This is a genomic window from Embleya sp. NPDC025285 (assembly GCF_055558835.1).
Map to the genome: position 1 here is coordinate 90,479 of NZ_JBVHLU010000022.1, position 26,011 is coordinate 116,489.

Sequence of the window (26,011 nt, forward strand, 5' to 3'; positions counted from 1 at the left end):
GGGTGTCATCGGGCCGTTCCAACCGCCGGACCGATCGCTACTCGACCCCGATGAGCAGCGGGTACACCTCCTGGCCGCCCTCGTAGACCATCACGTCCACCCCGAGTCGGGTGGCCCGCAGGTGTCGCTCGATCGAGGCGGCCAGGCCCGGCGGGCAGGCGCTGCCGGTGACCAGGGTGACCAGCTCACCGCCGCCCGCGAGCATGCGGTCCACCACCACGGTGCCGGTCTCGCGCTGGTCGTGGCCGATCACCGCGATGTCGCCCTCGATCACGCCGAGCACGTCCCCCGCCTGGCACACGCCGGCCATCGTCCACGACTCGCGGACGGCGACCGTGAGCGCGCCGTAGCGGGTGGCGCCCGCCGCCGAGGTCATCCCGACGATGTCCTGGTCGAAGCGCCGGCCGGGCTCGTGCACGGCCAGCGCGGCCAGGCCCTGGACGGCGGCCTTGGTCGGGATCACCTGCACCCGGACGCCGTGCGCCTGTGCCTGTTGGGCGGCCACCCCGGCCACCGCGTGGCAGTCCGCGTCGTTGGGCAGCAGCACCACCTCGCGCGCCTCGGTCCGCAGGATCGCGTCGACGAGCACGCCGGTGGACGGCCGCCGGCCCGGTCCGGCCTGCACGACGTGCGCGCCGTTGTCCGCGAACAGGGTGGCCAGGCCGTCGCCCTGGGCGACGGCGACGATCCCGCGCGTGGGGCTGGGCTCGGGCGCCGAGAGGCCGGCCAGGCCGCGCTCGAGGTGGGTGATCCGGATCCGGTGCGGCCGGCCGGCGGCGATGCCCGCCTCGACCGCCGCGCCCGCGTCGTCCACGTGCACGTGCACGTTCCACAGGCCCTCGCCGCCGACCACCACGAGCGAGTCGCCGAGCGCGGCGAGCCGTTCGCGCAGCTCCGGCAGCGCGGCGTCGGGCGCGTCGAGCAGGTAGATCACCTCGAACCCGGGCCCCTGGGTCGCCTCGTTCGACCCGACCGGCGTGGCGAACGGGACCGGGACCGGGATCTGCGCCTGGTGCGGGTGGATCCGGTACGCCGAGCGCTCGCCGGTGACCACCGCGAGCAGCGCGTCCAGGAGCACGGTCAGGCCGCGCCCGCCCGCGTCCACCACACCCGCCCGGCGCAGCACCTCCAGTTGCTCGGGCGTACGGGCGAGCGCGCCGTGCGCGGCGGTGGCGGCGGCGCGCACCACCGGTCGGATCTCACCGCCCGCGCCCGCCGCGGCTTCGGCGGCGGCCCGGGCCACGGTGAGCATGGTCCCCTCGACCGGCCGGGCCACCGCGGCGTACGCGGCGTCGGCGGCGGTGCGCAGCGCGTGCGCGATGGCCAGCCCGGCGGGCACCTCGCGGCCGGTCTCGACCGCGCCGGCCTGTTCGGCCTCCAGTCGCTCGGCCATGCCGCGCAGGAGTTGGCTGAGGATCACCCCGGAATTGCCGCGCGCGCCCATCAACGCGCCGTGCGCCAGTGCCCGGAACGCGGTCGGCAGGTCGGGCTCGGGCAGGTCGCGGCCGAACAGCGCGTCGACCTCGGCGATCCCCGATTCCAGGGTCAGGAACAGGTTCGTGCCGGTGTCGCCGTCGGGCACGGGATACACGTTGAGGGCGTCGATCTCCTCGCGCGCTCGCCCCATCAGCTCCAGGGCGACGCGGCCCCAGCGGCGTACCGCCGGACCGTCCAGCTCTCCCAGCAGGCCCTGCACGCCCACCTCCTGTACGAATCCGTTGTGCGCGTCCCGTCCGCCGGCCACGTTATCGAGACGGGGAGCGGTAAAGCGGCCCACCCGGATGGGTTAGGCTTGGCGGGAAGCATGACGAGATCGGCTGATCGCCTATGCCCGGATCATCCCGGGTTCGCGCATCGCCTGGTTCGTCGGTTACTCTTCTGCGGTTGTCCGGCATTCGCCGGCACGTGTTCGTACGCAATTCCCATTCGTCTTTGGAGTGTTCCCGTGGCTGCCAACTGCGACGTCTGCGGCAAGGGGCCGGGCTTCGGCAACAGCATTTCGCACTCTCACCGCCGGACGCCCCGTCGCTGGAACCCCAACATCCAGACGGTGCGCGCGATGGTTGGTGCCACGCCGAAGCGCCTCAATGTCTGCACCTCTTGCATCAAGGCGGGCAAGGTTTCCCGCTAGTTGCTCGATCGCTCGACATCGAAGGGCCGGTTCACCCCAGGGTGGATCGGCCCTTCGGCTTGTCCGGGACGGCTTGGCGGAACACGAACGGGTCCGCGCCGTCGACGCGGACCCGTTCGTGTCGGTGTTCGTGCGCCGCTCAGAATTCCTCGCGCCGGCGCCACGCGTGGTCGACCGGCCCGATCCCCTCGCCCAGCGGGAAGCCCGCCCGGATCGCGCCGGTGACGTAGTCCTTGGCGGCGGCGACCGCGTCCGGCACGGTGTCGCCGACGGCCAGGCGCGAGGCGATCGCGCTCGCCAGCGTGCACCCGGTGCCGTGGGTGTGCCGGTTGTCGTAGCGCGGGCTGGTGAACCAGTGCTCGTGGGTGCCGTCGAAGAGCAGGTCGGCGGCCTCGCCCTCCAGGTGTCCGCCCTTGACCAGGGCCCAGCGCGGACCGAACGCCAGCACCGCCTCGGCCGCGCCGCGCATGTCGGCCCGTTCGCGCACCTTGTGGCCGGTCAGCAGCTCGACCTCGTACAGGTTGGGCGTGACCACCGTGGCGACCGGCAGCAGGCGGGTGCGCAGCGTCTCCAGCGCCTCGTTCGCGAGCAGGGTGTCGCCGTGCTTGGAAGAGGCCACCGGGTCGACCACCACCGGCACGGACACCTCGGCGAGCAGGGCCGCGACCACCGCCACCAGGTTCGGCGACGCGAGCATGCCGGTCTTGATCGCCTGGACCCCGATGTCGTCCACGACGCTGCGGAACTGCGCCCGGACGGCCTCCTCCGGCAGTTCCCAGTAGCCCTGCACGCCGAGCGAGTTCTGCGCGGTCACCGCCGCGATCACACTCATCCCGTGCACGCCGTGGGCCAGCATCGTCTTGAGGTCGGCCTGGATCCCGGCACCACCGCCGGAGTCGGAGCCGGCCACCGTCAGCACGCGTGGAGGAGTCTGCACCATGTCGGGCAGCCTATCCACGCCGCGGGCGCGCCTATCGGCCACGCCCGAAGTGGTCCCATCCGCCCGCCAGGCCCGGGTCCCGGCCGTCGACGGTGACGCCGCGGCCGGCGTGCACCCGCCCGATCACCCGCCAGCGCGCGGGCAGCGCGGTGCCCGCCGGGAAGGTGGCGACCAGGGCGTGGTCCTCGCCGCCGGTGAGCACCCAGTGCAGCGGGTCGGCGCCCAGCGCGCGGGCCACGTCGCGCATCTGCGCGGGCACGTCCAGCCGGCCGGAGAGGATGTCGATCCGCACGTCGGAGGCGCGCGAGAGGTGGCCCATGTCGGCGAGCAGGCCGTCGCTGACGTCGATCATCGAGGTCGCGCCGAGTATCGCCGCGCCGGGGCCGGCGTCGTAGGGCGGCTCGGGTCGGCGGTGCGCCTCCACGAACGCGCGCGGCGCTCGGTGCCCGTGGCCCAGTATCGCCAGCCCGGCGGCCGACCAGCCCAGCCAGCCCGCGACCGCGAGCACGTCGCCGGGCCGGGCGCCGGAGCGGACCACGGGAGCACGGCCCTGGAGGTCGCCCAGCGCGGTCACCGCGACGGTGACGGTCTCGCCGCCGACCACGTCGCCGCCCGCCACGCCCGCGCCGACCACCGCGCACTCGTCGCGCAGGCCGTCGTACAGCTCCAGCGCCCACCCGGTGGGCAGGTCCGGCGGTCCGCACAGGCCGATCAGCAGCGCCGTGGGCACCGCGCCCATCGCCGCGACGTCGGCCAGGTTCTGCGCGGCGGCCTTGCGGCCCACGTCGTACGCGGTGGACCAGTCCCGCCGAAAGTGCCGACCCTCGACGAGCAGGTCCATGGTGGCCACCACGCGCCCGTCGGCGGCGGCGACCACGGCGGCGTCGTCGCCCGGTCCCAGGGACACGTGCGGCCCCGTGGGCACGCGGGCGACCAGTGCCCCGATCAGGCCGAACTCGCCGAGATCGCCAAGCGTCCCGCTCATCGCCGCTCTCCTGCCATGCCCATCAGCCCTGATCCGCCTCGTTCACCGTGTCCACCGTGTTCGGCCGTGATCCGTCGGCTCCCGCTGTGGTCGCCGATGCCCCGCCGGGCCGACAATGGTCGCAGCAGCGGGGATCACGTCAAGATCCCATCATCCTGCGCGCCGGGAGGCCGTGGTGGTACAGGCATACATCCTGATCCAGACCGAGGTCGGCCGTTCGGCTTCGGTGGCCCGACGCATCGCCGAGCTGTCGGGGGTGACCCGGGCGGACGACGTCACGGGCCCCTACGACGTGATCGTGCGGGCCGAGGCCGCCGACGTCGACCAGTTGGGCCGCATGGTGGTCGCCGAGGTGCAGCGCATCGACGGCATCACCCGCACCCTGACGTGTCCGGTGGTCAACCTGGGGTGAGCACCCGCGAACGACCCGGCGCGGGCGCGACCTAGGATCGAGGCCGTGCGCCCTACTCGACTCATCGCCTGCCTGCTCCCGGTCATCATGCTGACGGCCGCGGGGTGCGGCGGCGACGGATCGGGTCCGGTGCAGGTCGCCGTGCCGACCCCGCCGCCGGGGGCCGCGGCCGACGCGTGCCGAGCGCTGCACGACGCGCTTCCGGCGAAGGTGATGGACGCCGGGGCGCGGAAGATCTCTCCCGAGTCCACCCTGACCGCCGCGTGGGGCGATCCGGCCATCGTGTTGCGCTGCGGCGTGGGCCTGCCCGCGTCGCTGCGCGTGGTCGATCCGGCCAAGGCCGGTTCCGAGCCGGTCGACTCGGTCGAGGTCAACGGCGTGACCTGGGCCTTCGCGAGGTACGCCGACGGGGTGCGGTTCACCACGGTCTATCGGCGGGCCAACGTCGAGATGACCGTCCCGAAGAAGTTCGCCGAGCCGGCCGCACCGCTCGTCGACGTCGCCGACGCGGTCGCCCGCACGGTGCCGGCCACCCTGGACCTGAGCAACGCGTGAGGGGCGGCCGGGAGGTCGACCGCCCCTGGTGTGCGTACGGGTTCTAGCGCAGCAGCGCGTTGGGCCGCCGCAGCGCGGCCTGGATCAGCCGGTCGACCAGCTCCGCGTAGCCCACGCCGGTCGCCTGCCACATGCTCGGGTACATCGACACCGGTGTGAAGCCCGGCATGGTGTTGACCTCGTTGATCACGAAGTGGCCGTTCTCCAGCAGGAAGAAGTCCACCCGGGCCAGGCCCTCGCAGGACAGCGCCTCGAAGGCGGCCACCGCGAGTCGCTGCACCTCGGCGGTCTGCTCCTTGGTCAGCACCGCGGGCACGTCCAGTTCGGTGCCGTTGTCCGGCAGGTACTTCGCGGCGAAGTCGTAGAACTCGTGGTCGCCGCCGACCCGGACCTCCGCGGGCAGGCTCGCCCGCGGCCCGTCCTCGAACTCCAGGACGCCGCACTCGATCTCACGGCCCGTCAGCATGCCCTCGACAATCACCTTGGGATCGTGCCGACGGGCTTCCTCGATCGCCGCGTCCAGGTCCTGGATCCGGTGCACCTTGGTGATGCCCATGCTGGAGCCCGCGCGGGCCGGCTTGACGAACACCGGGAAGCCCAGCGAGGACACCGCCTCGCGCACCGCGGCCGGATCGCGCTCCCATTCCCGGGGGCGGACCGTGGCGTACGGGCCGGAGGGCAGGCCGAAGCCGGCGAACAGGGCCTTCATGTACTCCTTGTCCATGCTCGCCGCGCTGGCGAACACGCCGGACCCGACGTAGGGGACCTGGGCCAGTTCCAGAAAGCCCTGGAACGTGCCGTCCTCGCCGTAGGGGCCGTGCAGGAGCGGGAAGATAACGTCGACCTCGCCGAGCAGCTTGGGCAGCGCGCCGGGTTCGAGCACGGTGATCTCGCGTGCCGTGGGGTCGGCCGCGAGTACGACGGCGGCGGTGGACTCCGCGACGTCGGCCACCGAGGGCAACCTGTCGCCGCGGATCGCCAGCCGTTCCGGGTCGTCGTCGACGAGCAGCCAGCGCCCGTCGGTGCCGATGCCGATCGGCAGCACGTCGTACTTGGAGCGGTCGATCGCGGCCAGCACGCTGCCGGCGGTGACGCAGGAGATCGCGTGTTCGGAGCTGCGGCCGCCGAAGACGACCGCGACGCGGGGGCGCGAGGAGGGGTGCGGGGTGGCGGAAACGTCGTTCATGGTCGGACGACCCTATCCCGCTTGCCGTTCGGACGGGGTATTGCCCGCCGGGCGCCCGGCGTTGCGCCGCCGGCGTGCCCCCGCCGCGCATCGTCCCCGCCCTGGTCGCGTCGCCCGCGGATCACCGGCCCGGGTCACGTCGCCCGGGTCGTGTTGCCCGTGTCGTGTTGCCGGTGTGGCGTCGCCGGTGTCGCGTCGCCGCCGCGTCTCGTCGCCGGCCGGCCGGAGAGCGCGGGTCCGGCCGGCGACGTTCGTCACGACAGGCGATGGTGGGCTACGACTCGTAGCGTTCGGGCTTGGCGGAGCGCGAGAGCAGGGCCATGCCGACCGACGGGGGCTTGCCGCCGTGCATGATCGAGACCACCACGTCGGTGATCGGCATCTCGACGCCGTACCGGCGTGCGAGCGTCTGCACCGACTCGCAGGACTTGAAGCCCTCGGCGATCTGCCGGCTGTCCCGCACCGCCTCCTCGATCGGCGTGCCCCGGCCGATCTTCTCGCCGAAGGTGCGGTTGCGCGACAGCGGTGACGTGCAGGTGGCCACCAGGTCGCCGAGGCCCGCCAGGCCCGCGAAGGTGTGCGCGTCGGCGCCCATCGCGGCACCCAGCCGGGCCGTCTCGGCCAGTCCCCGGGTGATCAGCGTCGCCTTGGTGTTGTCGCCCATGCCCATGCCGTCCGCCATCCCCACGGCGAGCGCGATCACGTTCTTGACCGCGCCGCCGAGTTCGCAGCCGACCACGTCGGTGTTCGTGTACGGGCGGAAGTAGGGCGTGTGGCTGGCCTCCTGGAGCCGCCTGGCAACCTCTTCGTCGGTACACGCCACCACGCTCGCGGCGGGCTGGCGCTGGGCGATCTCCATCGCCAGGTTGGGCCCGCTGACCACCGCGATCCGGCCCTCGGACACGCCGGTGACCTCGCGGATCACCTCGCTCATCCGGTTCGCGGTGCCCAACTCGACGCCCTTCATCAAGCTGACCAGGATCGCGTCGTCGGGCAGCAGCGGCGCCCACGCGGTGAGGTTGCCGCGCAGCGTCTGGGAGGGCACCGAGAAGACCACGAACTCCGCGCCCTCGGCCGCCTTCGCCGGGTCGGTGGTGGCCTGGATCCCGGTCGGCAGCGCGATCCCGGGCAGATACTCGTCGTTCTCGTGCCGCGCGTTGATCGCGTCGGCCATTTCCGGGCGCCGACCCCACATCACCACGTCGCAGCCCGCCTCGGCGAGCACGATCGAGAAGGCGGTCCCCCAGGAACCCATGCCGAATACCGCGCAGCGCGTCATGCGCGGCCATCCTCGGTGTGCTCGGTGCCGGTGCGCTCGCCCGCGGGCCGGTCGGTCTCGGTCTTCGCCGCCTCGGCCCCGGTCGGGACCTCGACCCTGGGCACCTCGACCTTGCCGACCTCGACCCTGGCGGCCGCGGTGCGCGGCGGCTCGGCGGGCGCCGGCTCCGGCGCGGTGGACCCGATCGGGTCGGTGCCGCCCGGAACCTCGCGACTCGGCTCGATCCCGGCCTGTGCCTCGCCCTCGTCCTCGCCCTTGCGGCCGGACGCCTTGCGGACGCCGGCGTTCGGCGGAGCGGGCTCCTCGCGGAGCTTGGCGAGCAGTTCGGTCACCGCCTCCATGATCCGGTCGGTCGCTCCACGCAACACGTCCGCGGTCAGCTCACGCCCACGGAACTCGTCCAGGTCCACCGGCGGCCCGGCCAGCACGTGCATCGTCTTGCGCGGCAGCAGACGCGGTCGCTTGCCGTACGGCGGCAACAACTCGTGCGCGCCCCACTGGGCCACCGGGATCACCGGGGCGCCGGTGGTCAGCGCGATCCGCGCCGCGCCGGTCTTGCCCGGCATCGGCCACAGTGCCTTGTCCCGGGTGATCGTGCCCTCCGGGTAGACCGCGACGCACTCGCCCTTCTCGACCGCCTCCACGGCCGCGCGGAACGCGAGCGCGGCGTCGGCGGAGTCCCGGTACACCGGGATCTGGCCGGCGCCGGCCAGCACCCGACCGACGAACGGGATCTTGAACAGGCCGGATTTGGCCAGGAAACGCGGCACTCGGCCGCTGTCGTACTGATAGTGCGCGTAGGTCAGCGGGTCGACATAGGAGATGTGGTTCACCGCCGTGACGAACCCGCCCGACGTCGGGATGTTCTCGGTGCCCCGCCAGTCACGTTTCGTGAACAACAACAGCAGGGGCTTGATCACCACGACCGCCAGGCGGTACCAGAAACCGATCCTTCGGCGGGCCACCGGCGTTCCTCCCGTTCATGTGTTTCAGATCCGTGCGTGTCGACGCGAAAGTCCCGCCCCGATGTTTCCGCCGCCGTGTCGCTCCTCACACCATCGACGTTCCCCGCGAGAAGCACGGAACATCGATTCTGGCGGAACATCGATTCAGTACGGCGGACCCCACAGTTTCCCCCGGGCCTTCCGCATTGTCGAGAAACGTCCTCGTCGACCGACGAGGATATGGGCTTACGGTACGGATGCGAGGATCTTGCCGATGTCCCCCGCGACGGATTCCACCGCCCGGCGCCGGCCCGCCGCCGACGGGCGTCCCGCCTCCTCCGGCACGCGCTCGTGGCGGCTCGTGGTGCCGGTGAAACCGCTGTCGATCGCCAAGAGCCGCCTCGCCGGCACGATCGGTCCCGGCCATCGCCCCGAACTCGCCCTCGCCTTCGCCCTGGACACCGTTCGGGCGGCCCTGGCCTGCGCTCGCGTGCACGGCGTGCTCGTGGTCACCGACGACGCGCGGGTCGCGGCGGCGATCCGCGCGCTGGGCGCGGACGTGGTCGCCGACGTCGGCGGCGGCCTGAACGCCGCGCTCGCGCACGGGGCGCGGGTGGCCGGCGAGCGCCGGCCACGGACCGGGGTGGCCGCGCTGTCCGCCGATCTTCCGGCGTTGCGAACCCGGGAGTTGGATCGGGTGCTGGCCGCCGCGACGCGCGCGCCGCGGGCGTTCCTGGCGGACGCGGCGGGTGTGGGCACCACGTTGCTCACGGCCGCGGCCGGCGTCCCGCTCGCGCCCGGCTTCGGCGGCCCCTCCCGGGCCCGGCACCTGGCCTCGGGCGCGGTCGAACTCACGCCCTACGACGTGGATTCGGTGCGTCGGGACGTGGACACCGGCGAGGATCTGCGGACCGCGATCACGCTGGGCGTCGGCGAGGCCACCGCCGCGCTGCTCCCGTCCGTGCCGTTTCTGCCGCGTGCGGCCGCCTCCTGACGCCGCGTCGGATCGACGGCGGTGCGTGCGGTCGCGGCGGCGGTGGGTGACGGGTGACGGACAGGCGAGAATGGGGTCATGCAGGGGACCGTGTACACCTTCGAGACCGACTCGCGAGAGGGCGTCGTGCTGCTCGACGACGGCTCTCCCGTGCCCTTCGACGCGGCGGCGTTCGACGCCGGCGGAATGCGGTTCCTGCGCCCCGGTCAGCGGGTGCGGATGACCATGGACGCCACGGGTGATCGGGTTGTGCTGGTGACGCTGTACACGTTGCCGGATCCGCTGCGCTGACCCTCGCGCCGGACGCCGGCACGCACGGCGACGGGCCGGAACCCCGAGTGGGATTCCGGCCCGTCGTCCTCGTCGGCCGTCGGCCGGCCGCCGATGTCCGCCGCGTCAGGCCTTCTTGGCCGCGCGCTTGGTAGCGGGCTTCTTGGTCGCTGGCGCCTTCGCGGCGGCGGCGGGCTTGGCCGCGGCCGGCTTGGCGGTCGCGGCCTTCGGCGCGGCCTTGGTCGCCTTCGCCTTGGTCGCCGGAGCCTTGGCCGCGGCTGCGGCCGGAGTGCTCTTGACGGCCTTGGTGGTGGTGGCCTTGGCGGTGCCGGTCGCGGCCTTGGCCGTGACCTTCTTCGCCGCGGCCGGCTTAGTCGCGGCCTTGGTCGCGGGCGCCTTGGTCGCCTTCTTGGCGGCGGGCTTGGCGACCGCCGTCGTCTTGGCGGTGGCCGCGGTCTTGCGGGTGGTCGCGGCCGGGGTCTTGACCGCCGCAGCGCGCGTGGTGGCCGGCTTCGCCGGCGCCTTCTTCGCCGTGGTGGCCTTGCGGGTCGTCGCCTTCGCGGCGGGCGCCGTGGCGTCCGTCGCGATCACGCGCGGAGTCGGGCTGCTCTTGGCGGCCGCGCTCTTCACGTTGGGCTTGGGGAGCTTCTTCGTCCCGCTGGTGTAGTCCTTGAAGCCCTGGCCCGCGCGGAAGCGCGGCACCGAGGTCTTCTTGACGCGCACCCGCTCACCGGTCTGCGGGTTGCGGGCGTATCGAGCCGGACGGTCCACCTTCTCGAACGAGCCGAAGCCCGTGATGGACACCCGGTCTCCTCCCGTGACCGCACGAACGATGGTGTCGAGGACGGCATCGACTGCCTCTGCGGCGGCCTTGCGGCCACCCAGTCGGTCAGCGACCGCCTCGACGAGCTGCGCCTTGTTCACGTCTTCCCCTTCGGAAACCGATGCCGGGACAGTTCAGCCGGCATTGGGCACGCTAAGCATCCAAAAGTGCCGAAGCAATTACCGAACGGGCGAATCACCCTTGTGTCGCAACGGATTCAGGCTTCGGCGGTGTCCCGCGAACTCGCGGGCCCCGCGTCCAACTCGTCCATGAGCTTGGTCAGTCGCCGCGAGGCGTCCGCCAAATCATGCTTTGCCGCGTCGGTGATGACCAACAAGCGGCGTATTAGCGCCACTTTAGCCTCGTTCGGTAGTCGGAGCCTACGCACCCGGGCGTGGGCGACCTTCAACCGGGTGGCCAGTTCGGCGAAGAGTTCCACTTCTTCGAACTCGTTCACGTGTCGGCCTTGGTGCTCCACACCGCAATTGTGACAGCTCATCCGGCTATGGGCACAACGGGGCGCCCATTGGGGCGAACGCCGAACATGCGAACGGCGGGACGCGATCGCGTCCCGCCGTTCAATCCTCGCGAATTCCCTTGCACTGCAAGGTAGTTCGTAATCAGCCCACCGGTTGGGTGCGCGGCAGCCAACTCGGCCGGTCCGCCTCGAACGAGGTGATGTCCTCCTCGTGACGCAGGGTCAGACCGATGTCGTCCAGCCCTTCCAGCAGCCGCCAGCGCGTGTAGTCGTCGATCTCGAAGTCCGCGACGAGCTCGCCCGCGCGGACCTGACGGCCCACCAGATCAACGGTGATCTCGGCGGTGGGATCGGCCTCGGTCAACGCCCACAGGCGTTCGACCGTCTCCTGCGGCAGCACGACGGTCAACAAACCGCCCTTTTGCGAGTTGCCGCGGAAGATGTCCGCGAAGCGGGCCGAGATGACGGCGCGGAACCCGTAGTTCTGCAGGGCCCACACCGCGTGCTCACGCGAGGACCCGGTGCCGAAGTCGGGACCGGCCACCAGGACCGTGGCGCCGGCCCGCTCCGGCCGGTTCAGCACGAACTCCGGGTTCTTGCGCCAGGCTTCGAACAGTCCGTCCTCGAAGCCGTCGCGGGTGACCTTCTTGAGCCAGTGCGCGGGGATGATCTGGTCGGTGTCCACGTTGCTCTCGCGCAGCGGGACGGCCGTTCCGGTGTGGGTGGTGAAGGCTTCCATCGCTCAGACTCCTGCGGTGTTCAGGTCGGCGGGTGCGGCCAGGTGGCCCAGCACCGCGGTCGCGGCCGCGACCTGCGGCGAGACCAGGTGGGTGCGGCCGCCCTTGCCCTGCCGCCCCTCGAAGTTGCGGTTGGACGTGGACGCGCTGCGCTCGCCGGGGGCGAGTTGGTCGGGGTTCATGCCCAGGCACATCGAGCAGCCCGCGTAGCGCCACTCGGCGCCGAACTCGGTGAACACCTTGTCCAGGCCCTCGGACACGGCCTGGAGCGAGACCCGCACCGAACCGGGAACGACCAGCATCCGCACGCCGTCGGCGACCTTGCGGCCCTTGATGATGCCGGCCACCTCGCGCAGGTCCTCGATCCGACCGTTGGTGCACGAGCCGACGAAGACCGTGTCCACCGCGATCTCACGCAGTTTCTGGCCCGCCGTCAGGCCCATGTACGCGATGGCCTTTTCGGCCGCCGCGCGCTCGACCGGGTCCTCGATCGCAACCGGGTCCGGCACCGAGTCGGCCAGCGGCGCACCCTGACCGGGGTTGGTCCCCCACGTGACGAACGGCGACAGTTCGGCCGCGTCGATGACGACCTCCTTGTCGAACACCGCGTCCGCCTCGGTCGCCAGGCTCTTCCAATACGCCAGCGCGGTGTCCCAGTCGGCACCCTGCGGCGCGTGCGGGCGACCGTTCAGATACTCGAACGTGGTCTCGTCCGGGGCGATCATCCCGGCCCGGGCGCCGGCCTCGATCGACATGTTGCACACGGTCATCCGGCCCTCCATCGAGAGGTTCCGGATCGCCTGACCGCGGTACTCGATGACGTAGCCCTGACCGCCGCCGGTGCCGATCCGCGCGATCACCGCGAGGATCAGGTCCTTGGCGCCGACCCCCTCGGGCAGGTCGCCCTCGACGGTGACCGCCATCGTCTTGAACGGCGCCATCGGCAGCGTCTGGGTCGCCAGCACGTGCTCGACCTGGCTGGTGCCGATGCCGAACGCCAGTGCGCCGAAGGCGCCGTGGGTGGCGGTGTGGCTGTCGCCGCAGACCACGGTCATGCCCGGCTGGGTCAGACCGAGCTGCGGGCCGACCACGTGCACGATGCCCTGTTCGACGTCGCCCAGCGAGTGGATCCGCACCCCGAACTCGGCGGCGTTCTTGCGCAGCGTCTCGATCTGGGCGCGCGAGACCGGGTCCGCGATGGGTTTGTCGACGTCGAGCGTCGGCGTGTTGTGGTCCTCGGTCGCGATCGTCAGATCGGTGCGCCGGACCGGCCGACCGGCCTGGCGCAGACCGTCGAACGCCTGCGGACTGGTCACCTCGTGCAGCAGGTGCAGGTCGATGTAGAGCAGGTCCGGCTCGCCCTCCGCGCGGCGCACCACGTGTGCGTCCCAGACCTTCTCCGCGAGTGTCCGTCCCATCGCTGTCCCTCCGGCCGGCGCCATTGCCGGCGCTGTGTGTCTTCTGTCGCGCGGGTGCGGCTGATTCCGTATCCGCGGTCGACGCCCTGACGCGTGCCCGCGTCCCGACGGCTCCCGGCTGTTGCCCCGGTGCTCGGGTTCGGCGCGTTGCGCCACTGTGCCGGCACCGGCCTCGGTCGCGGACTTGCGTCTCGTAATCCGAGACGGCAATATCAAGGCATGGACAATTCTAGCGGAGTCGGCGTTCTCGACAAGGCCGCTGTCGTGCTGGCCGCGCTCGAAGCCGGTCCTGCCACGCTCGCGGGACTCGTCGCCATAACCGGTCTTGCCCGGCCCACCGCACATCGACTCGCGGTGGCCCTGGAACACCACCGTCTGGTCGCGCGCGACATGCAGGGGCGCTTCGTGCTCGGCCCGCGGCTGGCCGAGCTGGCCGCCGCGGCCGGCGAGGACCGCCTGCTGGCCGCCGCGCACCCGGTGCTCGCGCACATGCGCGACATCACCGGCGAGAGCGCGCAGCTCTACCGACGCCAGGGCGACATGCGCGTGTGCGTGGCCGCGGCCGAGCGGCTCTCCGGCCTGCGCGACACCGTCCCGGTGGGCAGCACGCTGCCGATGAAGGCCGGGTCGGCCGCGCAGTGCCTGCTCGCGTGGGAGGAGCCCGAGCGGCTGCACCGCGGCCTGCAGGGTGCGCGGTTCACCGCGACCACACTCTCCGGCGTGCGGCGCCGCGGTTGGGCGCAGAGCATCGGCGAACGTGAACCCGGCGTCGCGTCCGTCTCCGCCGCCGTGCGCGGCCCGAGCAACCGCGTGGTGGCCGCCGTGTCCGTCTCCGGCCCGATCGAGCGGCTGACCCGGCATCCGGGCCGCCTGCACGCGCAGGCCGTCATGGAGGCCGCCGCCAAGTTGTCCGACGCGCTGCGTCGGGCACAGGTGGAGGTCTGACCGCCCCGCTCCCCGGGCGCCGACGGGCGTCCGGGGAATCACGCCCCATGTCGCGCCTCGAAGCGGAGCCGGCCGCCCCCGGCGAACGGCGCCCCGAAGCGCGAAGCCGCACCAACGACGAAGCCGCACAACGAAGAAGACCTCCCGCGATTGCGAGAGGTCTTCTTCTTCGAGGTAGCCCCGACGGGATTCGAACCCGCGCTACCGCCTTGAGAGGGCGGCGTGCTAGGCCACTACACAACGGGGCCTCGTACCACTGGTGTTGCTCGGTGCCGTGGAAGCCGCGAACGGCTGATCTGGTAGCCCCGACGGGATTCGAACCCGCGCTACCGCCTTGAGAGGGCGACGTGCTAGGCCACTACACAACGGGGCCAGATCATCAATCATGAACTTCTTCCAGCGACATCGCCCGAAGACGGACGATGCAGCTGGGGTACCAGGACTCGAACCTAGACTAACGGAACCAGAAACCGTCGGGCTGCCAATTACCCCATACCCCAATGCTCCGTCCTTCGCGTTACCCGGGGGCTTTTGCGAGGACTTCGCTCCGTGCCGCTCCCTTGCGGGGCGGCACGAGAAGAACTTTACCCGATGAGGCGCGCGTGACCAAAACGGGTTACCGGACCCTCGTTCGAACCACCACAAGTCCGGGTGTCCCGCCCGTGATCGGCCGCGCGCGACGAGTCATCCGCGTTTGATCACCGTGTTCGTGAGGGTGCCGACGCCACCCACGGTGACCGAGACCCGGTCGCCCACGTGCAGCGGACCGACCCCCGCCGGCGTGCCGGTGAGCAACACGTCGCCGGGCAGCAGCGTCATCGCCTGGGTCACGTGCACGATCAACTCGGTGACGGTACGGATCATCTGCCCGGTGCCGCCGGCCTGACGCACCTCGCCGTTGACGGTGCACGCCACGGTCAGGCCCTCGCCTTCGGAGACCTGGTCGAGGGTGATGTCGGTCTCCACCCACGGGCCCAGCGGGCAGAAGGTGTCCATGCCCTTGGCCCGACCCCACTGGCCCTCGGCCCGTTGCAGGTCGCGCGCGGTCACGTCGTTGGCGCAGGTGAAGCCGAAGATCACCTCGGCCACCCGCTCGGCCGGCACGTCCCGGCACATCCGACCGATCACCACGGCCAGTTCGGCCTCGTGGTGCACATCGTCGGAGATCTGCGGGTAGGCGATCCCGTCGCCGTGCCCGATCACCGACGTGGACGGCTTGAGGAAGGTGATCGGCGCCTCGGGCACGGCGGAGCCCATCTCGGCGGCGTGCGCGGCGTAGTTCCGGCCGATCGCGACGACCTTGCTCGGCAGTACGGGCGCGAGCAGGCGGACCGAGGACAGCGCGTGTTGCGCACCGGTGGGTCGCAGTTCGCCGAACGGGTGGCCGGCGAGGGCGTGCACCACCAGCGACTCGGGTTGGTCGGCGTCGCCGGTCACCACCCCGAAGGAGACGGAGTCGTCGGTGGAGAACCTGGCGATGCGCAAGATGGGTCACCCTTGCCGGAGAGTCACGAACGAGACGTGCCCAAGGCTACGCGGGCCCGGGCCGCCTCGGCGTGCGGTCCGACGGGGTCAGGCCGGGGTGTCCATCAGGTTGGTGCGCCTGGGGTTCGCGGTCCGCACCTCGGCGATGACCGACTGCTCGACGCCTGCCTCGGCCACCCGCTGGTGGGGCAGCACCACGTCCAACTGGGTGCGCCGGGGGTTGGCCGTGCTGGGGCGGTGCGTGCTGATGTTGTCCACGGTTCCCGGTTCTCGCTCTTCCTAGTCCGTACGCGGTTACACGTGCGTGTCCGCAAATGCGTGCAGGGTGCAGCCTTGTTCTTCGAGATTACCCGTGGTTACGTCAGGGGTGGTCACGGGTGACCCGACGGCCTCGATCACCGACTGCGCATCACGGTTTACACCAGGTGTTCGAACCCGGACGTCAATATGTGATTTTCACCTCCCCGGAACATCAGCAAACGTGTGGTGTTTTGCCCCTGATTACCCCTTAATACCGGTTGTTTTCCTGGCGAAACGGCTTAATCGCCGACACCGGGTGCAATGGACATTTGTCCGGACCCCGCTATCTTGTTGCGGCCCCGTGGCTGTGCTGAAATGCCTGCGACCACGGGGGTGGTTCCCATCAAGCGGAGTTCCTTCACCTCACCGCGCGAACGCGGCCGAGGTGCCCTGGGAAGACGCGAATCCAGGGATTAACGCACACGAGCCTCGCCTTACCGGCGGGTCTAACGACTGGTCACAAGAGGTTGCGACGCTAGTGCAGGGACGTCGGAAGAAGCAGCACGACTCCGCAGGGGCCCCGGCCACGGCCGGTCCCTCCACGCCGGAGGTGCGAGCCCCGCAGCAAGCCAGCGGACCCCAGGACGCCAACGAGCCCGCCGACTCCGTCGGGGACTCCATAGCCGGCGCCGGGGCAGCCCGGCCCGCCGGGACGGCACCGTCCCGGCTCAAGTTGCTGTTCTCGATCAGGAACTGGCGCATCCGTACCCGGATCACCGCGCTGCTCCTGCTCCCGGTCGTGGTCGCCGCGTTGCTCGGCGGCCTGCGTATCCAGTCGTCGATCGACAAGACGCGCGAGATGGACACGGTGCAGAAGGCCGCGGCCATCATCGACCAGGCGTCGACGCTGGCCGCGTGGCTGGAGCAGGAACGCGACCTGCTCGCGCAGGCGAGCGTGGCTCCGTCGGCGGATCTGACGGCCGAGGTGAACAAGGCCAAGAAGACCACCGACGACCAGGTCACCGTCTACAACGCGACCGTCGCGAAGATGAACACCGATTCGATGCCGGTGCTCGGCGCCACACTCAAGGACATCGGCCACTCGCTGACGGAGTTGAACCGAACCCGTCAGGACGCCTTCCGCACGAGCACCCGCAGCACGGTCGACGCCTACAACAAGATGATCCTGCAGTTGTTGCAGATCAACCAGGAGGCGCCCGAAGTCACCCGTGACGCCGATCTGATCCAGGGCGCCCGCGCGCTCGGATCGTTCGGTGAATCGAAGGCGTACGCGTCCTCGCAGCGTGCCGCGGTGATCGCGTACGGCCTCAAGCCGAACGAGATCCCGCTGGAGGCGAGCGAGACGCTCGCGCGCCTGAACGAGGCCGAGCAGAACGCGATCCGCGGATTCACCAGCGTCGCGCCCTCCGACTGGAACGCCGTCTACAAGGCCAACGTCAGTCGGGACAAGATCACCGCCGTCGAGGAGCGCTTCCAGCTCTTCAAGAGCATGGTCAACGCCGCGCTGTCGTCCTCCAACAAGCCCAACGGTTTGGCCCGGCTCGAGAACGCGAACGACTTCACCACGCAGGAGTGGTGGACGCTGTCCACCGACAAGATCAGCGCGCTCGGCCAGGTCGAGGCCCAACTCGGGCTCAAGCTGACCGCCACCGCGAAGGACCTGCGCGACGAGGCCCGCACCGACGCCCTGCTCAACACGATCCTGGTCGTCGGCGCGCTGTTGATCACCATCCTGCTCGGTGTGATCGTGGCGCGGTCGCTGGTGCGTTCGCTCAACACGCTGCGGCGCTCCGCGCTCGAGGTCGCCGAGGAGCGACTGCCCGAGACGGTGCGTCGGCTCTCCGAGTCCGATCCCGGCGACGTGGATCTGGCCATCGAGCCGATCGGCGTGTTGTCCAGGGACGAGATCGGCCAGGTGGCCCGCGCGTTCGACGCGGTGCACGCCGAGGCCGTGCGACTGGCCGCCGAACAGGCCCTGCTGCGTGGCAACGTCAACGCGATGTTCGTCAACCTCTCGCGTCGCAGCCAGAGCCTGATCCAGCGTCAGCTCGCGCTCATCTCCGACCTGGAGAACCGCGAGGCGGACCCGGACCAGCTCGCCAACCTGTTCAAGCTCGACCACCTCGCGACGCGTATGCGCCGCAACGGTGAGAACCTCCTGGTGCTCGCGGGTGAGGAGCCCGGCCGTCGCTGGACCCGACCGGTTCCGCTGGTCGACGTGCTGCGCGCGGCGGCCTCCGAGGTGGAGCAGTACGAGCGGGTCGAGTTGGGCGCACTGCCCACCACCGACATCGCCGGCCGCGCGGTCAACGACCTCGTGCACCTGCTCGCCGAGTTGCTGGAGAACTCGACCACGTTCTCCAGCCCGCACACCAAGGTGCGCGTGACCGGCCACATCCTCCCGGACGGCCGCGCGCTCATCGAGATCCACGACAACGGCATCGGCCTGACCGGCGACGACCTCGCCGACGCCAACCAGCGACTGGCCCGCCCGCCGGTGGTGGACGTGTCCATCTCGCGCCGCATGGGTCTGTTCGTGGTCGGCCGACTGGCCACCCGGCACGGCATCCGCGTCCAGCTCCGGCCGGGCGAGGGTGGCGGTACCACCGCGCTGGTCATGCTCCCGATCGAGCTCATCCAGGGCGATCGCCCCGGTGGCGGCGACGGGTGGAGCAAGGGCGGCGACAAGACCGCCGCGGCCGTGTCCGGTTGGTCCGAGGAATTGCCCTCGGCCGCGCCGGTCGCCCAGGCCCTTCCGGGGCCCCGGGTGGGCAGCCGCGCCGAGGAGCGCAACCGGCGGCGCGAACTGCCGCAGCGCGGTGCCGACGCACCGGCCCAGCCGGTCAACCAGGCCCCGCAGCCGACGCAGATCCCGAGCAACCGGCCCGCGCAGCCGCCGGTCCAGCAGGAGCCCTCGTACGGCAGCACGCAGTCCTTCGCGGCCCCGTCCTTCCAGGACGGTTCGGCCGGGACGGACACGCCGTACCCGGGCACCGTGAACCCGTTCGCGAGCGAGCCGGGCGTCACCAGCACCGGCGCGCACCGCGCGCCGAGTTCGCCGCCGCCCGCCACGCCCGGTCGGGACAACCCGTTCGCACCGGTGCTGCCGCAGCCGCCGCAGCACCAGCCGCGACCGGACGACCCGCGCACCGGGGCCTTCCCGGCCGCGCCCTCGGCGCCGATGTTCGGCACCGGCGAGGACGGCCGCGAGGTCGAGTCGCAGCAGGCGCGATACGGGCAGGACACCGGGTCCTTCCCGGCCGCTCCGCAGTCGCCGGCCGACTCCGGACGCGCCGGTGACACCTCGCAGTTCGCGTTCGGTACGCCCTACGCGGACGAGTCGCAGCCCGCGGCGGAGTTCGACCGGGGCGGTTACGAGCAGCCCGCGCAGCCGTTCGGCGGCCCGGGTGCGGAGCTCGCGCCGCGGTCGCAGGAGCGGGCGCCGGCTCCGTGGGGCACCGAGTACGACGAACTCGCCCCGGTGGCCCCGCTGCCGGTCGAGCCCGTCGCACCGCCGGCCGACGTGCCGTCGGCCTACGACGCGCCGCGCCGCGAGGAACTGACCCGTCGCGAGGACCTGCCGCAGCACGGCCAGGGCCCCGCGGACGGCCGGACCTCGGCCGGCGACGCGTTGCCGGTACTGCGCGGTCTGCCGCAGGCTCGTCCCGAGCCCGCCCGGCAGGAGCAGGACGAGCACACCCGGGCCGAGCAGGCCCGCGGCCCGCAGGGTGACGTGCGACCGGCGGTCTCGCCGTTCGCGCCCGCCGGACCGGGTCGTTCGCAGGGCTCGCCCTTCGCGCCGGTCGGTGGCTCGGAGAGCGCCGAACTGCCCGCTCCTTCCGAGTTGGACATGAGCGCGCCGCCGAGCACCGGCGATGACGGTAGGCTGCCGATCTTCGACACGCTCGAGTCCGACTGGTTCCACCGGCAGGGCAACCGCGGCGGTCGGATGCGTGCCGCACAGGTCCGTTCCACGCCGCGAGGCGGGGAGCAGGCCACGCCGGCGCGCGAGCAGGCGGAGCCGGAGGCCGGTCCGCTCGGCGGTCTCGACCGCCGGGTGCCGATGGCGACCAACCCGCCGCAGACACCGGCACCGGTCGAGCAGGTCCCGACCTTCGGTGCCGGGCGTCCGCAGCCCGTCACCGACATGTTCGGGACACCGACGGAACCGGACGAGATCGTCGAGCAGTCCCCCGCGGTCGCACCCGCCGTCGGCCCCCAGGGTCAGCAGTCCGGCTGGTACTCCGCCGGTGACGACGGTTGGCGCGCGGCGGAGGCCGCTCGCGAGCCGTCCTCGGGTGGCACCACCGGAGCGGGTCTGCCCCGCCGCGTGCCCCGCGCCAACCTGGTGCCGGGCGGCGTCGAGCAGTCCGGCGGCGCCCAGGCGTCGGGTCACCCGGGTGCGGGTCCTGCCGCTCCCGGCACCCGTCAGGAGCAGCCGGGCCGGCAGGCCGCGCCGGGCGCTCCGGGCCTGTCCCGGTCGCCCGACGAGGTTCGCGGGCGTCTGACCAACTTCCGCCGGGGCATCCAGCAGGGTCGCACCGCCGGGTCCGGGGGATCCGCCCCTCGGCCTCGTGACGAGAACAACCAGGAGCAGGCATGACTGAGAAGTCGTTGAGCCAGGCCGCGCAGAACCTGAACTGGCTGATCACGAACTTCGTGGACAACACCCCTGGGGTGTCGCACACGGTCGTGGTCTCCGCGGACGGCCTGCTGCTCGCCCTGTCCGAGGGCTTCCCTCGCGACCGGGCCGACCAGCTCGCCGCCGTCGCATCGGGTTTGACCAGCCTGACCCAGGGTGCGTCCCGTATCTTCGAGGGCGGGCACGTGACCCAGACGGTCGTGGAAATGGAACGGGGTTTCCTCTTTATCATGTCGATTTCGGACGGCTCGTCGTTGGCCGTGCTGGCGTCGCCGGAGTGCGACATCGGCCTGATCGGCTACGAGATGGCCCTGCTCGTCGACCGCGCGGGTGCCGTGCTCACGCCGGCCTTGCGCGCCGAACTCCAAGGTGCACTGCCGCGATGACACCTCCGGATATGTCCGATCACGGGGACCAGGAGTTTCACGAGACCCTGGTCCGCCCGTACGCCATGACCGGTGGTCGCACCCGGCCTCGCTATCAGCTCGCGCTGGAGGCCCTGGTCACCACGACACCTCAGGTGGCCAACCCACCCGGCCTGTTGCCCGAGCACCAGCGCATCTGTGCGCTGTGTCGGGAGGTCAAGTCGGTAGCCGAGATCTCGGCTCTGCTCACCATCCCGCTCGGCGTCGCCCGCGTACTCGTCGCGGACCTCGCCGAAGCCGGGCTGGTGGTCATCCACCAGCCCGGGAACGACCAGGGGCAGCCGGACGTCACGCTGCTCGAAAGGGTGCTCAGTGGACTTCGCAAGCTCTAGCCCGGGCCCGGTCCCCGCCAGGTCCTCCACCACGTCGGCGAAGATCGTCGTCGCCGGCGGATTCGGCGTGGGCAAGACCACGCTCGTCGGTGCCGTCTCGGAGATCGCTCCGCTGCGTACCGAAGCGGTCATGACGTCCGCGAGCGCCGGTGTCGACGACCTGTCGGCGACGCCGGACAAGCAGACGACGACGGTCGCGATGGACTTCGGTCGTATCACGCTGGACGAGGATCTGATCCTGTACCTCTTCGGTACGCCGGGTCAGCACCGATTCTGGTTCATGTGGGACGACTTGGTCCGCGGTGCCATCGGCGCCGTGGTTCTCGTGGACACCCGCCGACTCGCCGATTGCTTCCCCGCGATCGACTACTTCGAGAACAGCGGACTGCCGTTCATCGTGGCGTTGAACTGCTTCGACGGATTGCAGACCCACCACGCGGAGGATGTCCGCGAGGCATTGCAGATAGGGCCCGACACACCGATCGTGAGCTGTGACGCACGGCGCCGCGAATCGGCCAAGTCGACCCTGATCACGCTGGTGGAGCACGCACTGATGGCTCGCCTGCGCTGACCTTCGGGTCCATCCACGCCGGTCTTCGGTAACTGCTCGAACCTGTTTTTTCGTATTGCGCACCACCTCACCTCAGGCGAATCCCATTGCGGGGTTCGCCTGAGGTGTTGTGGTCGCGAACCCCATGTGGCGGGATTCCCAAGGGTGTTCGGGCCCGGGCGTTCGAGAAATTCGACAAACGTGTGACAGGACTCCGCGACATGCCCGGCCGAGTCCCCGCCTCGACCCGCACATTGCTAAGGTCCTCCCATAGTCATCTGTTGCCCAATTGATATCAGAACGTTTTGAGGCGCAGGCCCAACAACGAACCGAGGTGGGTTCGGTGGACGACAACAGCAGGCGCGCGGCGCAAGCGGCCCGCCTTCCGATGGTCGACGGAACGACCGAGTCGGGGCTGCCGCGAAGGCCCCCGCAGGCGAACCTGCTGCCGGGTGCGGCGGCCGAGGAGTTCGGCCTCGATCGCGAGCTGTCCGTGTCGCGGGAACCGGAAGAGGTCCGAGGGCGGCTGGAACGATTCGCCGTCGGACGCGAGTTGGCACGTCTCGAAGAGAGCGAACCGCTGCTGCCGCCCAATCCGATGACCGCGGCGAGTCCGCTGGCCTCGTCGCCCGTCCGCCCGCCCGCCCCCGCGCCGGCCCCGCTCCAACCGCGGGCCGCGAAGCCCGCCCCACCGGTCCCGCCGGTCCCGCCCGCGATGCCGTCGCCACCGCCGGGGTCGCTGTCGCCGCTGCCGGCGGGCTGGGACGAACCGTGGGGCGACGGATGGCGATCGTTCCGCCCCGGCCGCCCCTGACGGTTCATCACCTCTGGTTCTAGGTACGGTCGCAACCCTCGGTGTCGTGGGCACCGGGGGTCAGGCCCGCCTTGAGCAGACCGTAGGTGTACGCGTCCTCCAGGGCCTGCCAGGACGCCGCGATCACGTTCTCCGCGACCCCGACGGTGCTCCACTCCTGCTTGCCGTCGGTGGTCTCCACCAGGACGCGGGTGATCGCGTCGGTGCCGTGCCGGCCCTCCAACAGACGCACCTTGTAGTCCACCAGCTCGAACGCCGCGAGCTGCGGGTAGATCCGCTCCAGGGCCAGCCGCAGCGCGCGGTCGAGCGCGTTGACCGGGCCGTTGCCCTCGCCGGTCGCCACGATCCGCTCGCCCTTGGCCCGCAGCTTGACGGTGGCCTCGTTCACCGGCACGCCGTCGCCGCGCTGCTCGCTGATCGCGCGCCACGACTCCAGCGCGAAGAAGCGCGCACGGCCCAGGCTCTCGTCGCGCAGCAGCAGTTCGAAGGACGCGTCCGCGGCCTCGTACGTGTAGCCGGCCGCCTCGCGCTCCTTGACCTGGTTGACCACCCGGCCGACCAGATCCTTGTCGTTCGAGAGGTCGTAGCCCAGTTCCTTGCCCTTGAGCTCGATCGAGGCGCGTCCGGCCATGTCCGAGATCAGCATCCGCATGTCGTTGCCGACCAGCGCCGGGTCGATGTGCTGGTACAGGTCGGGGTCGACCTTGATCGCCGAGGCGTGCAGGCCGGCCTTGTGCGCGAACGCGGACACGCCCACGTAGGGCAGGTGCGTGGAGGGGGCCAGGTTGACCACCTCGGCGATCGCGTGCGAGATCCGGGTCATCTCGCGCAGCTTGCCCTCGGGCAGCACGCGCATGTCCTGCTTGAGCTCAAGGTTGCCGACCACCTGGAACAGGTTGGCGTTGCCGACGCGTTCGCCGTAGCCGTTGGCGGTGCACTGGACGTGCGTGGCGCCGCCCTCGACGGCCGCGATCGTGTTGGCCACGGCACAACCGGTGTCGTCCTGTGCGTGGATGCCCAGGCGTGCCCCGGTGCCCGCGTGCACGGCACCGACGATCTCGCGGACCCCGCTGGGCAACATCCCGCCGTTGGTGTCGCACAGCACGACCACCTCGGCGCCCGCGTCGTGCGCGGCGGCGACCACGCTCAGCGCGTACTCGGGATTGGCCCGGTAGCCGTCGAAGAAGTGCTCGCAGTCGACGAACACCCGGCGGCCCTGGGCGCGCAGGTGGGCGACGGTGTCCCGGACCATCTCCAGGTTCTCGTCCAGCGTGGTGCGCAGCGCGAGCGAGACGTGCTTGTCGTGCGACTTGGCCACCAGGCACACCACCGGCGCCTGCGCGTCGAGCAGGGCCTGGACCTGCGGGTCGGCGGCGGCGGTGGTACCGGCCTTGCGGGTCGAGCCGAACGCGACCAGGACCGCGTGCGCGAGATCGAGCTCCTCCCGGGCCCGGCGGAAGAACTCGGTGTCGCGCGGTACCGCGCCTGGCCACCCGCCCTCGATGAAGCCCACGCCGAAGTCGTCCAGGTGGCGAGCCACGGTGAGCTTGTCGGACACCGTCAGGTTGATGCCCTCGCGCTGCGAACCGTCCCGGAGGGTGGTGTCGAAGACGTGGAAGGCGCTCGGGTCGGTCGTCGTGGGGTGCATCGGCCTCGGTTCTCCCGTCGATCAAGAAATGGCGGGCCCGTGCGCGCTCGCTCGCCGCGTGGGTGGTGCGGCCAAACAAAAAGACCCCTCGCGGTCGCGAGAGGTCTGCGTGCGGGCGGTGGGCGGTATGGCACCCCTTGTAGGGGGTCAACCCGTTGCCGGCACGCTGCGGCTAATAATGAGCCACTGCTGCATACTCGCGAGTCTCGCACATGAGATTACGCGTGGTGCGAGGGTCTCACTATGTGGGCCATGGTCGGGGCGCGGAGTTTTGTGTTCGCCCACCCGCTCCACCCGTTGCGTCGAGCGGGCGGGTTGCGGTTTCGGGCGGAATGCCGCGCGGCGGCGGGCTCCGCGACGACAGGCAGGATGAGGGCCGCTGCGGACCCCGGCCGCTCTCCCGGCGCGTCAGCGCCCACGACTTGATCGTCGACCGGTGATCGACGAGCCTGCGAGGAGAGCGGCGGGGCCGCCTGTTCGCGCGTAGCGCGTTTCATCCGTGCCCACGACTCGATCGTCGACCGGTGATCGACGAGCCTGCGAGGAGAGCGGCCGGAGGCCGCCGGCGGCGCAGCCGCCACCGCGCGAAGCGCGGCGTACAGCGCGGCTTACACCGCGTGCGTCCAGCCGTGGGCGTCCTCCGCGCGGCCGGTCTGGATGTCGACCAGCGCCTTGCGCAGTTCCATCGTGATCGGGCCCGCCTCGCCGGTGCCGACGGTCCAGTTCCCGGTGCTGGACTTGACCGAGCCGACCGGGGTGATCACCGCGGCGGTGCCGCACGCGAAGACCTCGGTGAGCGTGCCGTTCGCGTTGCCCTCGCGCCAGTCGTCGACCGAGATCAGCGCTTCCTCGGTGGCGTAGCCGCGGTCGGCGGCGAGTTGCAGCAGCGAGTCCCGGGTGATGCCGGGCAGCAGCGAGCCGGTCAGTCGCGGCGTCACGATCCGCGCGTCCTTGCCCTCCCCGTACACGAAGTACAGGTTCATGCCGCCCATCTCCTCGATCCAGCGACGCTCCACCGCGTCCAGCCAGACCACCTGGTCGCAGCCCTGCTCGATGGCCTGGGCCTGGGCCACCAGCGACGCGGCGTAGTTGCCGGCGCACTTGGCCTCGCCGGTGCCGCCGGGCACGGCGCGCACGTACTCCTGCGAAAGCCACACCGAGACCGGCCGCACGCCGCCCGCGAAGTAGGGGCCGGCCGGCGACGCGATGACCAGGAAGAGGAACTCGTTCGCGGGGCGCACGCCGAGGCCGACCTCGGTGGCGAACATGAAGGGCCGGATGTACAGGCTCTCCTCGGGCGCGCTGGGCACCCACGCGATGTCCTGGCGGATCAGCGCGTCCACCGCGGCCACGAACAGTTCCTCCGGCAGCTCGGGCATGGCGAGCCGGCGGGCGGAGTTGCGGAAGCGGGCGGCGTTCGCGTGCGGCCGGAAGGTGGCCACGCTGCCGTCGGGGCGGCGGTAGGCCTTGAGGCCCTCGAAGATCGACTGCGCGTAGTGCAGCGTCATGTTCGCGGGGTCGATGTCGAGTGACGCGTAGGGCGTGAGCTGCGCGTCGTACCAGCCGCGTCCCGCACTCCACTTGATGCCGACCATGTGCTCGGTGAACACGCGGCCGAAGCCCGGGTTCTCCAGGCGCGTGGCGCGCTCGGCGTCGCTCAGCGGGTGTGCGGTGGGCTTGAGGTCGATCGTCAGGGAAGCCTGGAGGGCGGGCTCCTGCGGGGCGGCAGTCGTCATGGCTGGTTCTCGTCCTTCACC

At 71.3% G+C, this 26,011-nt stretch carries 25 protein-coding genes and 3 tRNA genes; 11 read left to right on the plus strand and 17 right to left on the minus strand.

Going from position 1 to position 26,011, the window contains the following annotated elements; genetic code table 11:
- Window positions 1–37: 37 nt before the first annotated feature.
- A complete protein-coding gene (locus ACZ4FV_RS17325) occupies window positions 38–1,702 on the minus strand; it encodes a DAK2 domain-containing protein (RefSeq protein ID WP_402230868.1) in 1,665 nt (554 codons plus the stop codon).
- A 243-nt stretch (window positions 1,703–1,945) separates the two neighbouring features.
- Between ACZ4FV_RS17325 and rpmB the strand changes: the two genes are divergently transcribed.
- Window positions 1,946–2,131, plus strand: a complete 186-nt coding sequence (gene rpmB, locus ACZ4FV_RS17330) for a 50S ribosomal protein L28 (RefSeq protein WP_079026714.1) — start codon at window positions 1,946–1,948, stop codon at window positions 2,129–2,131.
- Between the two features lie 139 nt (window positions 2,132–2,270).
- On the opposite strand, the gene thiD is transcribed toward rpmB, so the two are convergent.
- Together thiD and ACZ4FV_RS17340 are read right to left on the minus strand one after the other, a co-directional pair.
- Complete coding sequence (gene thiD / locus ACZ4FV_RS17335; RefSeq protein WP_395872608.1) at window positions 2,271–3,071, minus strand: bifunctional hydroxymethylpyrimidine kinase/phosphomethylpyrimidine kinase; 801 nt, start codon at window positions 3,069–3,071, stop codon at window positions 2,271–2,273.
- Between the two features lie 31 nt (window positions 3,072–3,102).
- Entirely contained in the window at window positions 3,103–4,056 is a 954-nt protein-coding gene (locus ACZ4FV_RS17340; RefSeq protein WP_395872606.1) for a thiamine-phosphate kinase, read from the minus strand.
- 175 nt (window positions 4,057–4,231) lie between these two features.
- Between ACZ4FV_RS17340 and ACZ4FV_RS17345 the strand changes: the two genes are divergently transcribed.
- Together ACZ4FV_RS17345 and ACZ4FV_RS17350 are read left to right on the plus strand one after the other, a co-directional pair.
- Window positions 4,232–4,468 carry an Lrp/AsnC family transcriptional regulator gene (locus tag ACZ4FV_RS17345; protein WP_395872755.1) on the plus strand — a complete coding sequence of 79 codons (237 nt, stop codon included), beginning with the start codon at window positions 4,232–4,234 and terminating at the stop codon, window positions 4,466–4,468.
- A gap of 45 nt (window positions 4,469–4,513) precedes the next feature.
- Entirely contained in the window at window positions 4,514–5,023 is a 510-nt protein-coding gene (locus ACZ4FV_RS17350; protein ID WP_395872604.1) for a DUF3515 domain-containing protein, read from the plus strand.
- Window positions 5,024–5,066: 43 nt separating this feature from the next.
- Here ACZ4FV_RS17350 and ACZ4FV_RS17355 read toward each other — a convergent pair whose 3' ends face one another.
- From ACZ4FV_RS17355 to ACZ4FV_RS17365, 3 genes are all read right to left on the minus strand, one after another.
- Window positions 5,067–6,209 (minus strand): D-alanine--D-alanine ligase family protein, encoded by a 1,143-nt coding sequence (locus tag ACZ4FV_RS17355; RefSeq protein ID WP_395872602.1) that lies wholly within the window; start codon window positions 6,207–6,209, stop codon window positions 5,067–5,069.
- 274 nt (window positions 6,210–6,483) lie between these two features.
- Entirely contained in the window at window positions 6,484–7,488 is a 1,005-nt protein-coding gene (locus tag ACZ4FV_RS17360) for an NAD(P)H-dependent glycerol-3-phosphate dehydrogenase (protein WP_395872600.1), read from the minus strand.
- Entirely contained in the window at window positions 7,485–8,453 is a 969-nt protein-coding gene (locus ACZ4FV_RS17365; RefSeq protein WP_465322860.1) for a lysophospholipid acyltransferase family protein, read from the minus strand. Before ACZ4FV_RS17365 ends, ACZ4FV_RS17360 begins: the two co-directional genes overlap by 4 nt.
- Before the next feature lie 253 nt (window positions 8,454–8,706).
- On the opposite strand from ACZ4FV_RS17365, the gene cofC reads away from it, so the two are divergent.
- Together cofC and ACZ4FV_RS17375 are read left to right on the plus strand one after the other, a co-directional pair.
- Window positions 8,707–9,426, plus strand: a complete 720-nt coding sequence (cofC, locus tag ACZ4FV_RS17370; RefSeq protein WP_465322861.1) for a 2-phospho-L-lactate guanylyltransferase — start codon at window positions 8,707–8,709, stop codon at window positions 9,424–9,426.
- A gap of 78 nt (window positions 9,427–9,504) precedes the next feature.
- The gene (locus tag ACZ4FV_RS17375; protein WP_360310697.1) at window positions 9,505–9,717 is read left to right on the plus strand and encodes a hypothetical protein; all 213 of its coding nucleotides are present in this window, start codon (window positions 9,505–9,507) and stop codon (window positions 9,715–9,717) included.
- 105 nt (window positions 9,718–9,822) lie between these two features.
- Here ACZ4FV_RS17375 and ACZ4FV_RS17380 read toward each other — a convergent pair whose 3' ends face one another.
- The 4 genes from ACZ4FV_RS17380 to leuC form a co-directional block, all read right to left on the minus strand.
- Window positions 9,823–10,620, minus strand: a complete 798-nt coding sequence (locus ACZ4FV_RS17380; RefSeq protein WP_395872595.1) for an HU family DNA-binding protein — start codon at window positions 10,618–10,620, stop codon at window positions 9,823–9,825.
- Window positions 10,621–10,736: 116 nt separating this feature from the next.
- Entirely contained in the window at window positions 10,737–11,018 is a 282-nt protein-coding gene (locus ACZ4FV_RS17385) for an SCO5555 family protein (RefSeq protein WP_052173824.1), read from the minus strand.
- A gap of 121 nt (window positions 11,019–11,139) precedes the next feature.
- A complete protein-coding gene (leuD, locus tag ACZ4FV_RS17390; RefSeq protein ID WP_395872593.1) occupies window positions 11,140–11,736 on the minus strand; it encodes a 3-isopropylmalate dehydratase small subunit in 597 nt (198 codons plus the stop codon).
- Window positions 11,737–11,739: 3 nt separating this feature from the next.
- Window positions 11,740–13,152 carry a 3-isopropylmalate dehydratase large subunit gene (gene leuC, locus ACZ4FV_RS17395; RefSeq protein ID WP_395872591.1) on the minus strand — a complete coding sequence of 471 codons (1,413 nt, stop codon included), beginning with the start codon at window positions 13,150–13,152 and terminating at the stop codon, window positions 11,740–11,742.
- Window positions 13,153–13,371: 219 nt separating this feature from the next.
- Between leuC and ACZ4FV_RS17400 the strand changes: the two genes are divergently transcribed.
- A complete protein-coding gene (locus ACZ4FV_RS17400) occupies window positions 13,372–14,097 on the plus strand; it encodes an IclR family transcriptional regulator (RefSeq protein ID WP_026218813.1) in 726 nt (241 codons plus the stop codon).
- 175 nt (window positions 14,098–14,272) lie between these two features.
- Here ACZ4FV_RS17400 and ACZ4FV_RS17405 read toward each other — a convergent pair.
- From ACZ4FV_RS17405 to ACZ4FV_RS17425, 5 genes are all read right to left on the minus strand, one after another.
- Window positions 14,273–14,345 (minus strand) — tRNA-Glu (locus ACZ4FV_RS17405).
- Window positions 14,346–14,394: 49 nt separating this feature from the next.
- Window positions 14,395–14,470 (minus strand) — tRNA-Glu (locus ACZ4FV_RS17410).
- Between the two features lie 55 nt (window positions 14,471–14,525).
- Window positions 14,526–14,597, minus strand: a tRNA-Gln gene (locus ACZ4FV_RS17415).
- A gap of 184 nt (window positions 14,598–14,781) precedes the next feature.
- Window positions 14,782–15,582: a fumarylacetoacetate hydrolase family protein gene (locus tag ACZ4FV_RS17420; protein WP_395872589.1), complete on the minus strand. Its 801-nt coding sequence runs from the start codon at window positions 15,580–15,582 to the stop codon at window positions 14,782–14,784.
- 87 nt (window positions 15,583–15,669) lie between these two features.
- Entirely contained in the window at window positions 15,670–15,840 is a 171-nt protein-coding gene (locus ACZ4FV_RS17425; RefSeq protein ID WP_395872587.1) for a hypothetical protein, read from the minus strand.
- Window positions 15,841–16,360: 520 nt separating this feature from the next.
- Between ACZ4FV_RS17425 and ACZ4FV_RS17430 the strand changes: the two genes are divergently transcribed.
- The 5 genes from ACZ4FV_RS17430 to ACZ4FV_RS17450 all read left to right on the plus strand — a co-directional run bounded on the left by ACZ4FV_RS17430 (window position 16,361) and on the right by ACZ4FV_RS17450 (window position 22,606).
- The gene (locus tag ACZ4FV_RS17430) at window positions 16,361–20,446 is read left to right on the plus strand and encodes a sensor histidine kinase (protein WP_402230758.1); all 4,086 of its coding nucleotides are present in this window, start codon (window positions 16,361–16,363) and stop codon (window positions 20,444–20,446) included.
- A complete protein-coding gene (locus tag ACZ4FV_RS17435; protein ID WP_020553297.1) occupies window positions 20,443–20,871 on the plus strand; it encodes a roadblock/LC7 domain-containing protein in 429 nt (142 codons plus the stop codon). Before ACZ4FV_RS17430 ends, ACZ4FV_RS17435 begins: the two co-directional genes overlap by 4 nt.
- Window positions 20,763–21,242 carry a DUF742 domain-containing protein gene (locus ACZ4FV_RS17440; RefSeq protein WP_395872583.1) on the plus strand — a complete coding sequence of 160 codons (480 nt, stop codon included), beginning with the start codon at window positions 20,763–20,765 and terminating at the stop codon, window positions 21,240–21,242. The genes ACZ4FV_RS17435 and ACZ4FV_RS17440 overlap by 109 nt, the downstream gene beginning before the upstream one ends.
- The gene (locus ACZ4FV_RS17445; protein ID WP_078975288.1) at window positions 21,223–21,813 is read left to right on the plus strand and encodes a GTP-binding protein; all 591 of its coding nucleotides are present in this window, start codon (window positions 21,223–21,225) and stop codon (window positions 21,811–21,813) included. Before ACZ4FV_RS17440 ends, ACZ4FV_RS17445 begins: the two co-directional genes overlap by 20 nt.
- Window positions 21,814–22,135: 322 nt before the next feature.
- Window positions 22,136–22,606: a hypothetical protein gene (locus tag ACZ4FV_RS17450; protein ID WP_395872581.1), complete on the plus strand. Its 471-nt coding sequence runs from the start codon at window positions 22,136–22,138 to the stop codon at window positions 22,604–22,606.
- A gap of 19 nt (window positions 22,607–22,625) precedes the next feature.
- Here ACZ4FV_RS17450 and cimA read toward each other — a convergent pair whose 3' ends face one another.
- Both cimA and ACZ4FV_RS17460 read right to left on the minus strand, forming a co-directional pair.
- On the minus strand, window positions 22,626–24,254 hold the full coding sequence (gene cimA / locus ACZ4FV_RS17455) for a citramalate synthase (protein WP_395872579.1): 1,629 nt from the start codon (window positions 24,252–24,254) through the stop codon (window positions 22,626–22,628).
- Window positions 24,255–24,862: 608 nt separating this feature from the next.
- On the minus strand, window positions 24,863–25,990 hold the full coding sequence (locus ACZ4FV_RS17460) for a branched-chain amino acid aminotransferase (RefSeq protein ID WP_395872577.1): 1,128 nt from the start codon (window positions 25,988–25,990) through the stop codon (window positions 24,863–24,865).
- Window positions 25,991–26,011: the final 21 nt, after the last annotated feature.

Coding starts and splice junctions, on each gene's coding strand:
- ACZ4FV_RS17460 (WP_395872577.1), bottom strand. CDS start 25,990: ATGACGACTGCCGCCCCGCAGGAGCCCGCCCTCCAGGCTTCCCTGACG.
- cofC (WP_465322861.1), top strand. CDS start 8,707: ATGTCCCCCGCGACGGATTCCACCGCCCGGCGCCGGCCCGCCGCCGAC.
- ACZ4FV_RS17375 (WP_360310697.1), top strand. CDS start 9,505: ATGCAGGGGACCGTGTACACCTTCGAGACCGACTCGCGAGAGGGCGTC.
- ACZ4FV_RS17360 (WP_395872600.1), bottom strand. CDS start 7,488: ATGACGCGCTGCGCGGTATTCGGCATGGGTTCCTGGGGGACCGCCTTC.
- ACZ4FV_RS17400 (WP_026218813.1), top strand. CDS start 13,372: ATGGACAATTCTAGCGGAGTCGGCGTTCTCGACAAGGCCGCTGTCGTG.
- ACZ4FV_RS17385 (WP_052173824.1), bottom strand. CDS start 11,018: ATGAGCTGTCACAATTGCGGTGTGGAGCACCAAGGCCGACACGTGAAC.
- leuD (WP_395872593.1), bottom strand. CDS start 11,736: ATGGAAGCCTTCACCACCCACACCGGAACGGCCGTCCCGCTGCGCGAG.
- thiD (WP_395872608.1), bottom strand. CDS start 3,071: ATGGTGCAGACTCCTCCACGCGTGCTGACGGTGGCCGGCTCCGACTCC.
- ACZ4FV_RS17435 (WP_020553297.1), top strand. CDS start 20,443: ATGACTGAGAAGTCGTTGAGCCAGGCCGCGCAGAACCTGAACTGGCTG.
- ACZ4FV_RS17340 (WP_395872606.1), bottom strand. CDS start 4,056: ATGAGCGGGACGCTTGGCGATCTCGGCGAGTTCGGCCTGATCGGGGCA.
- leuC (WP_395872591.1), bottom strand. CDS start 13,152: ATGGGACGGACACTCGCGGAGAAGGTCTGGGACGCACACGTGGTGCGC.
- cimA (WP_395872579.1), bottom strand. CDS start 24,254: ATGCACCCCACGACGACCGACCCGAGCGCCTTCCACGTCTTCGACACC.
- ACZ4FV_RS17355 (WP_395872602.1), bottom strand. CDS start 6,209: ATGAACGACGTTTCCGCCACCCCGCACCCCTCCTCGCGCCCCCGCGTC.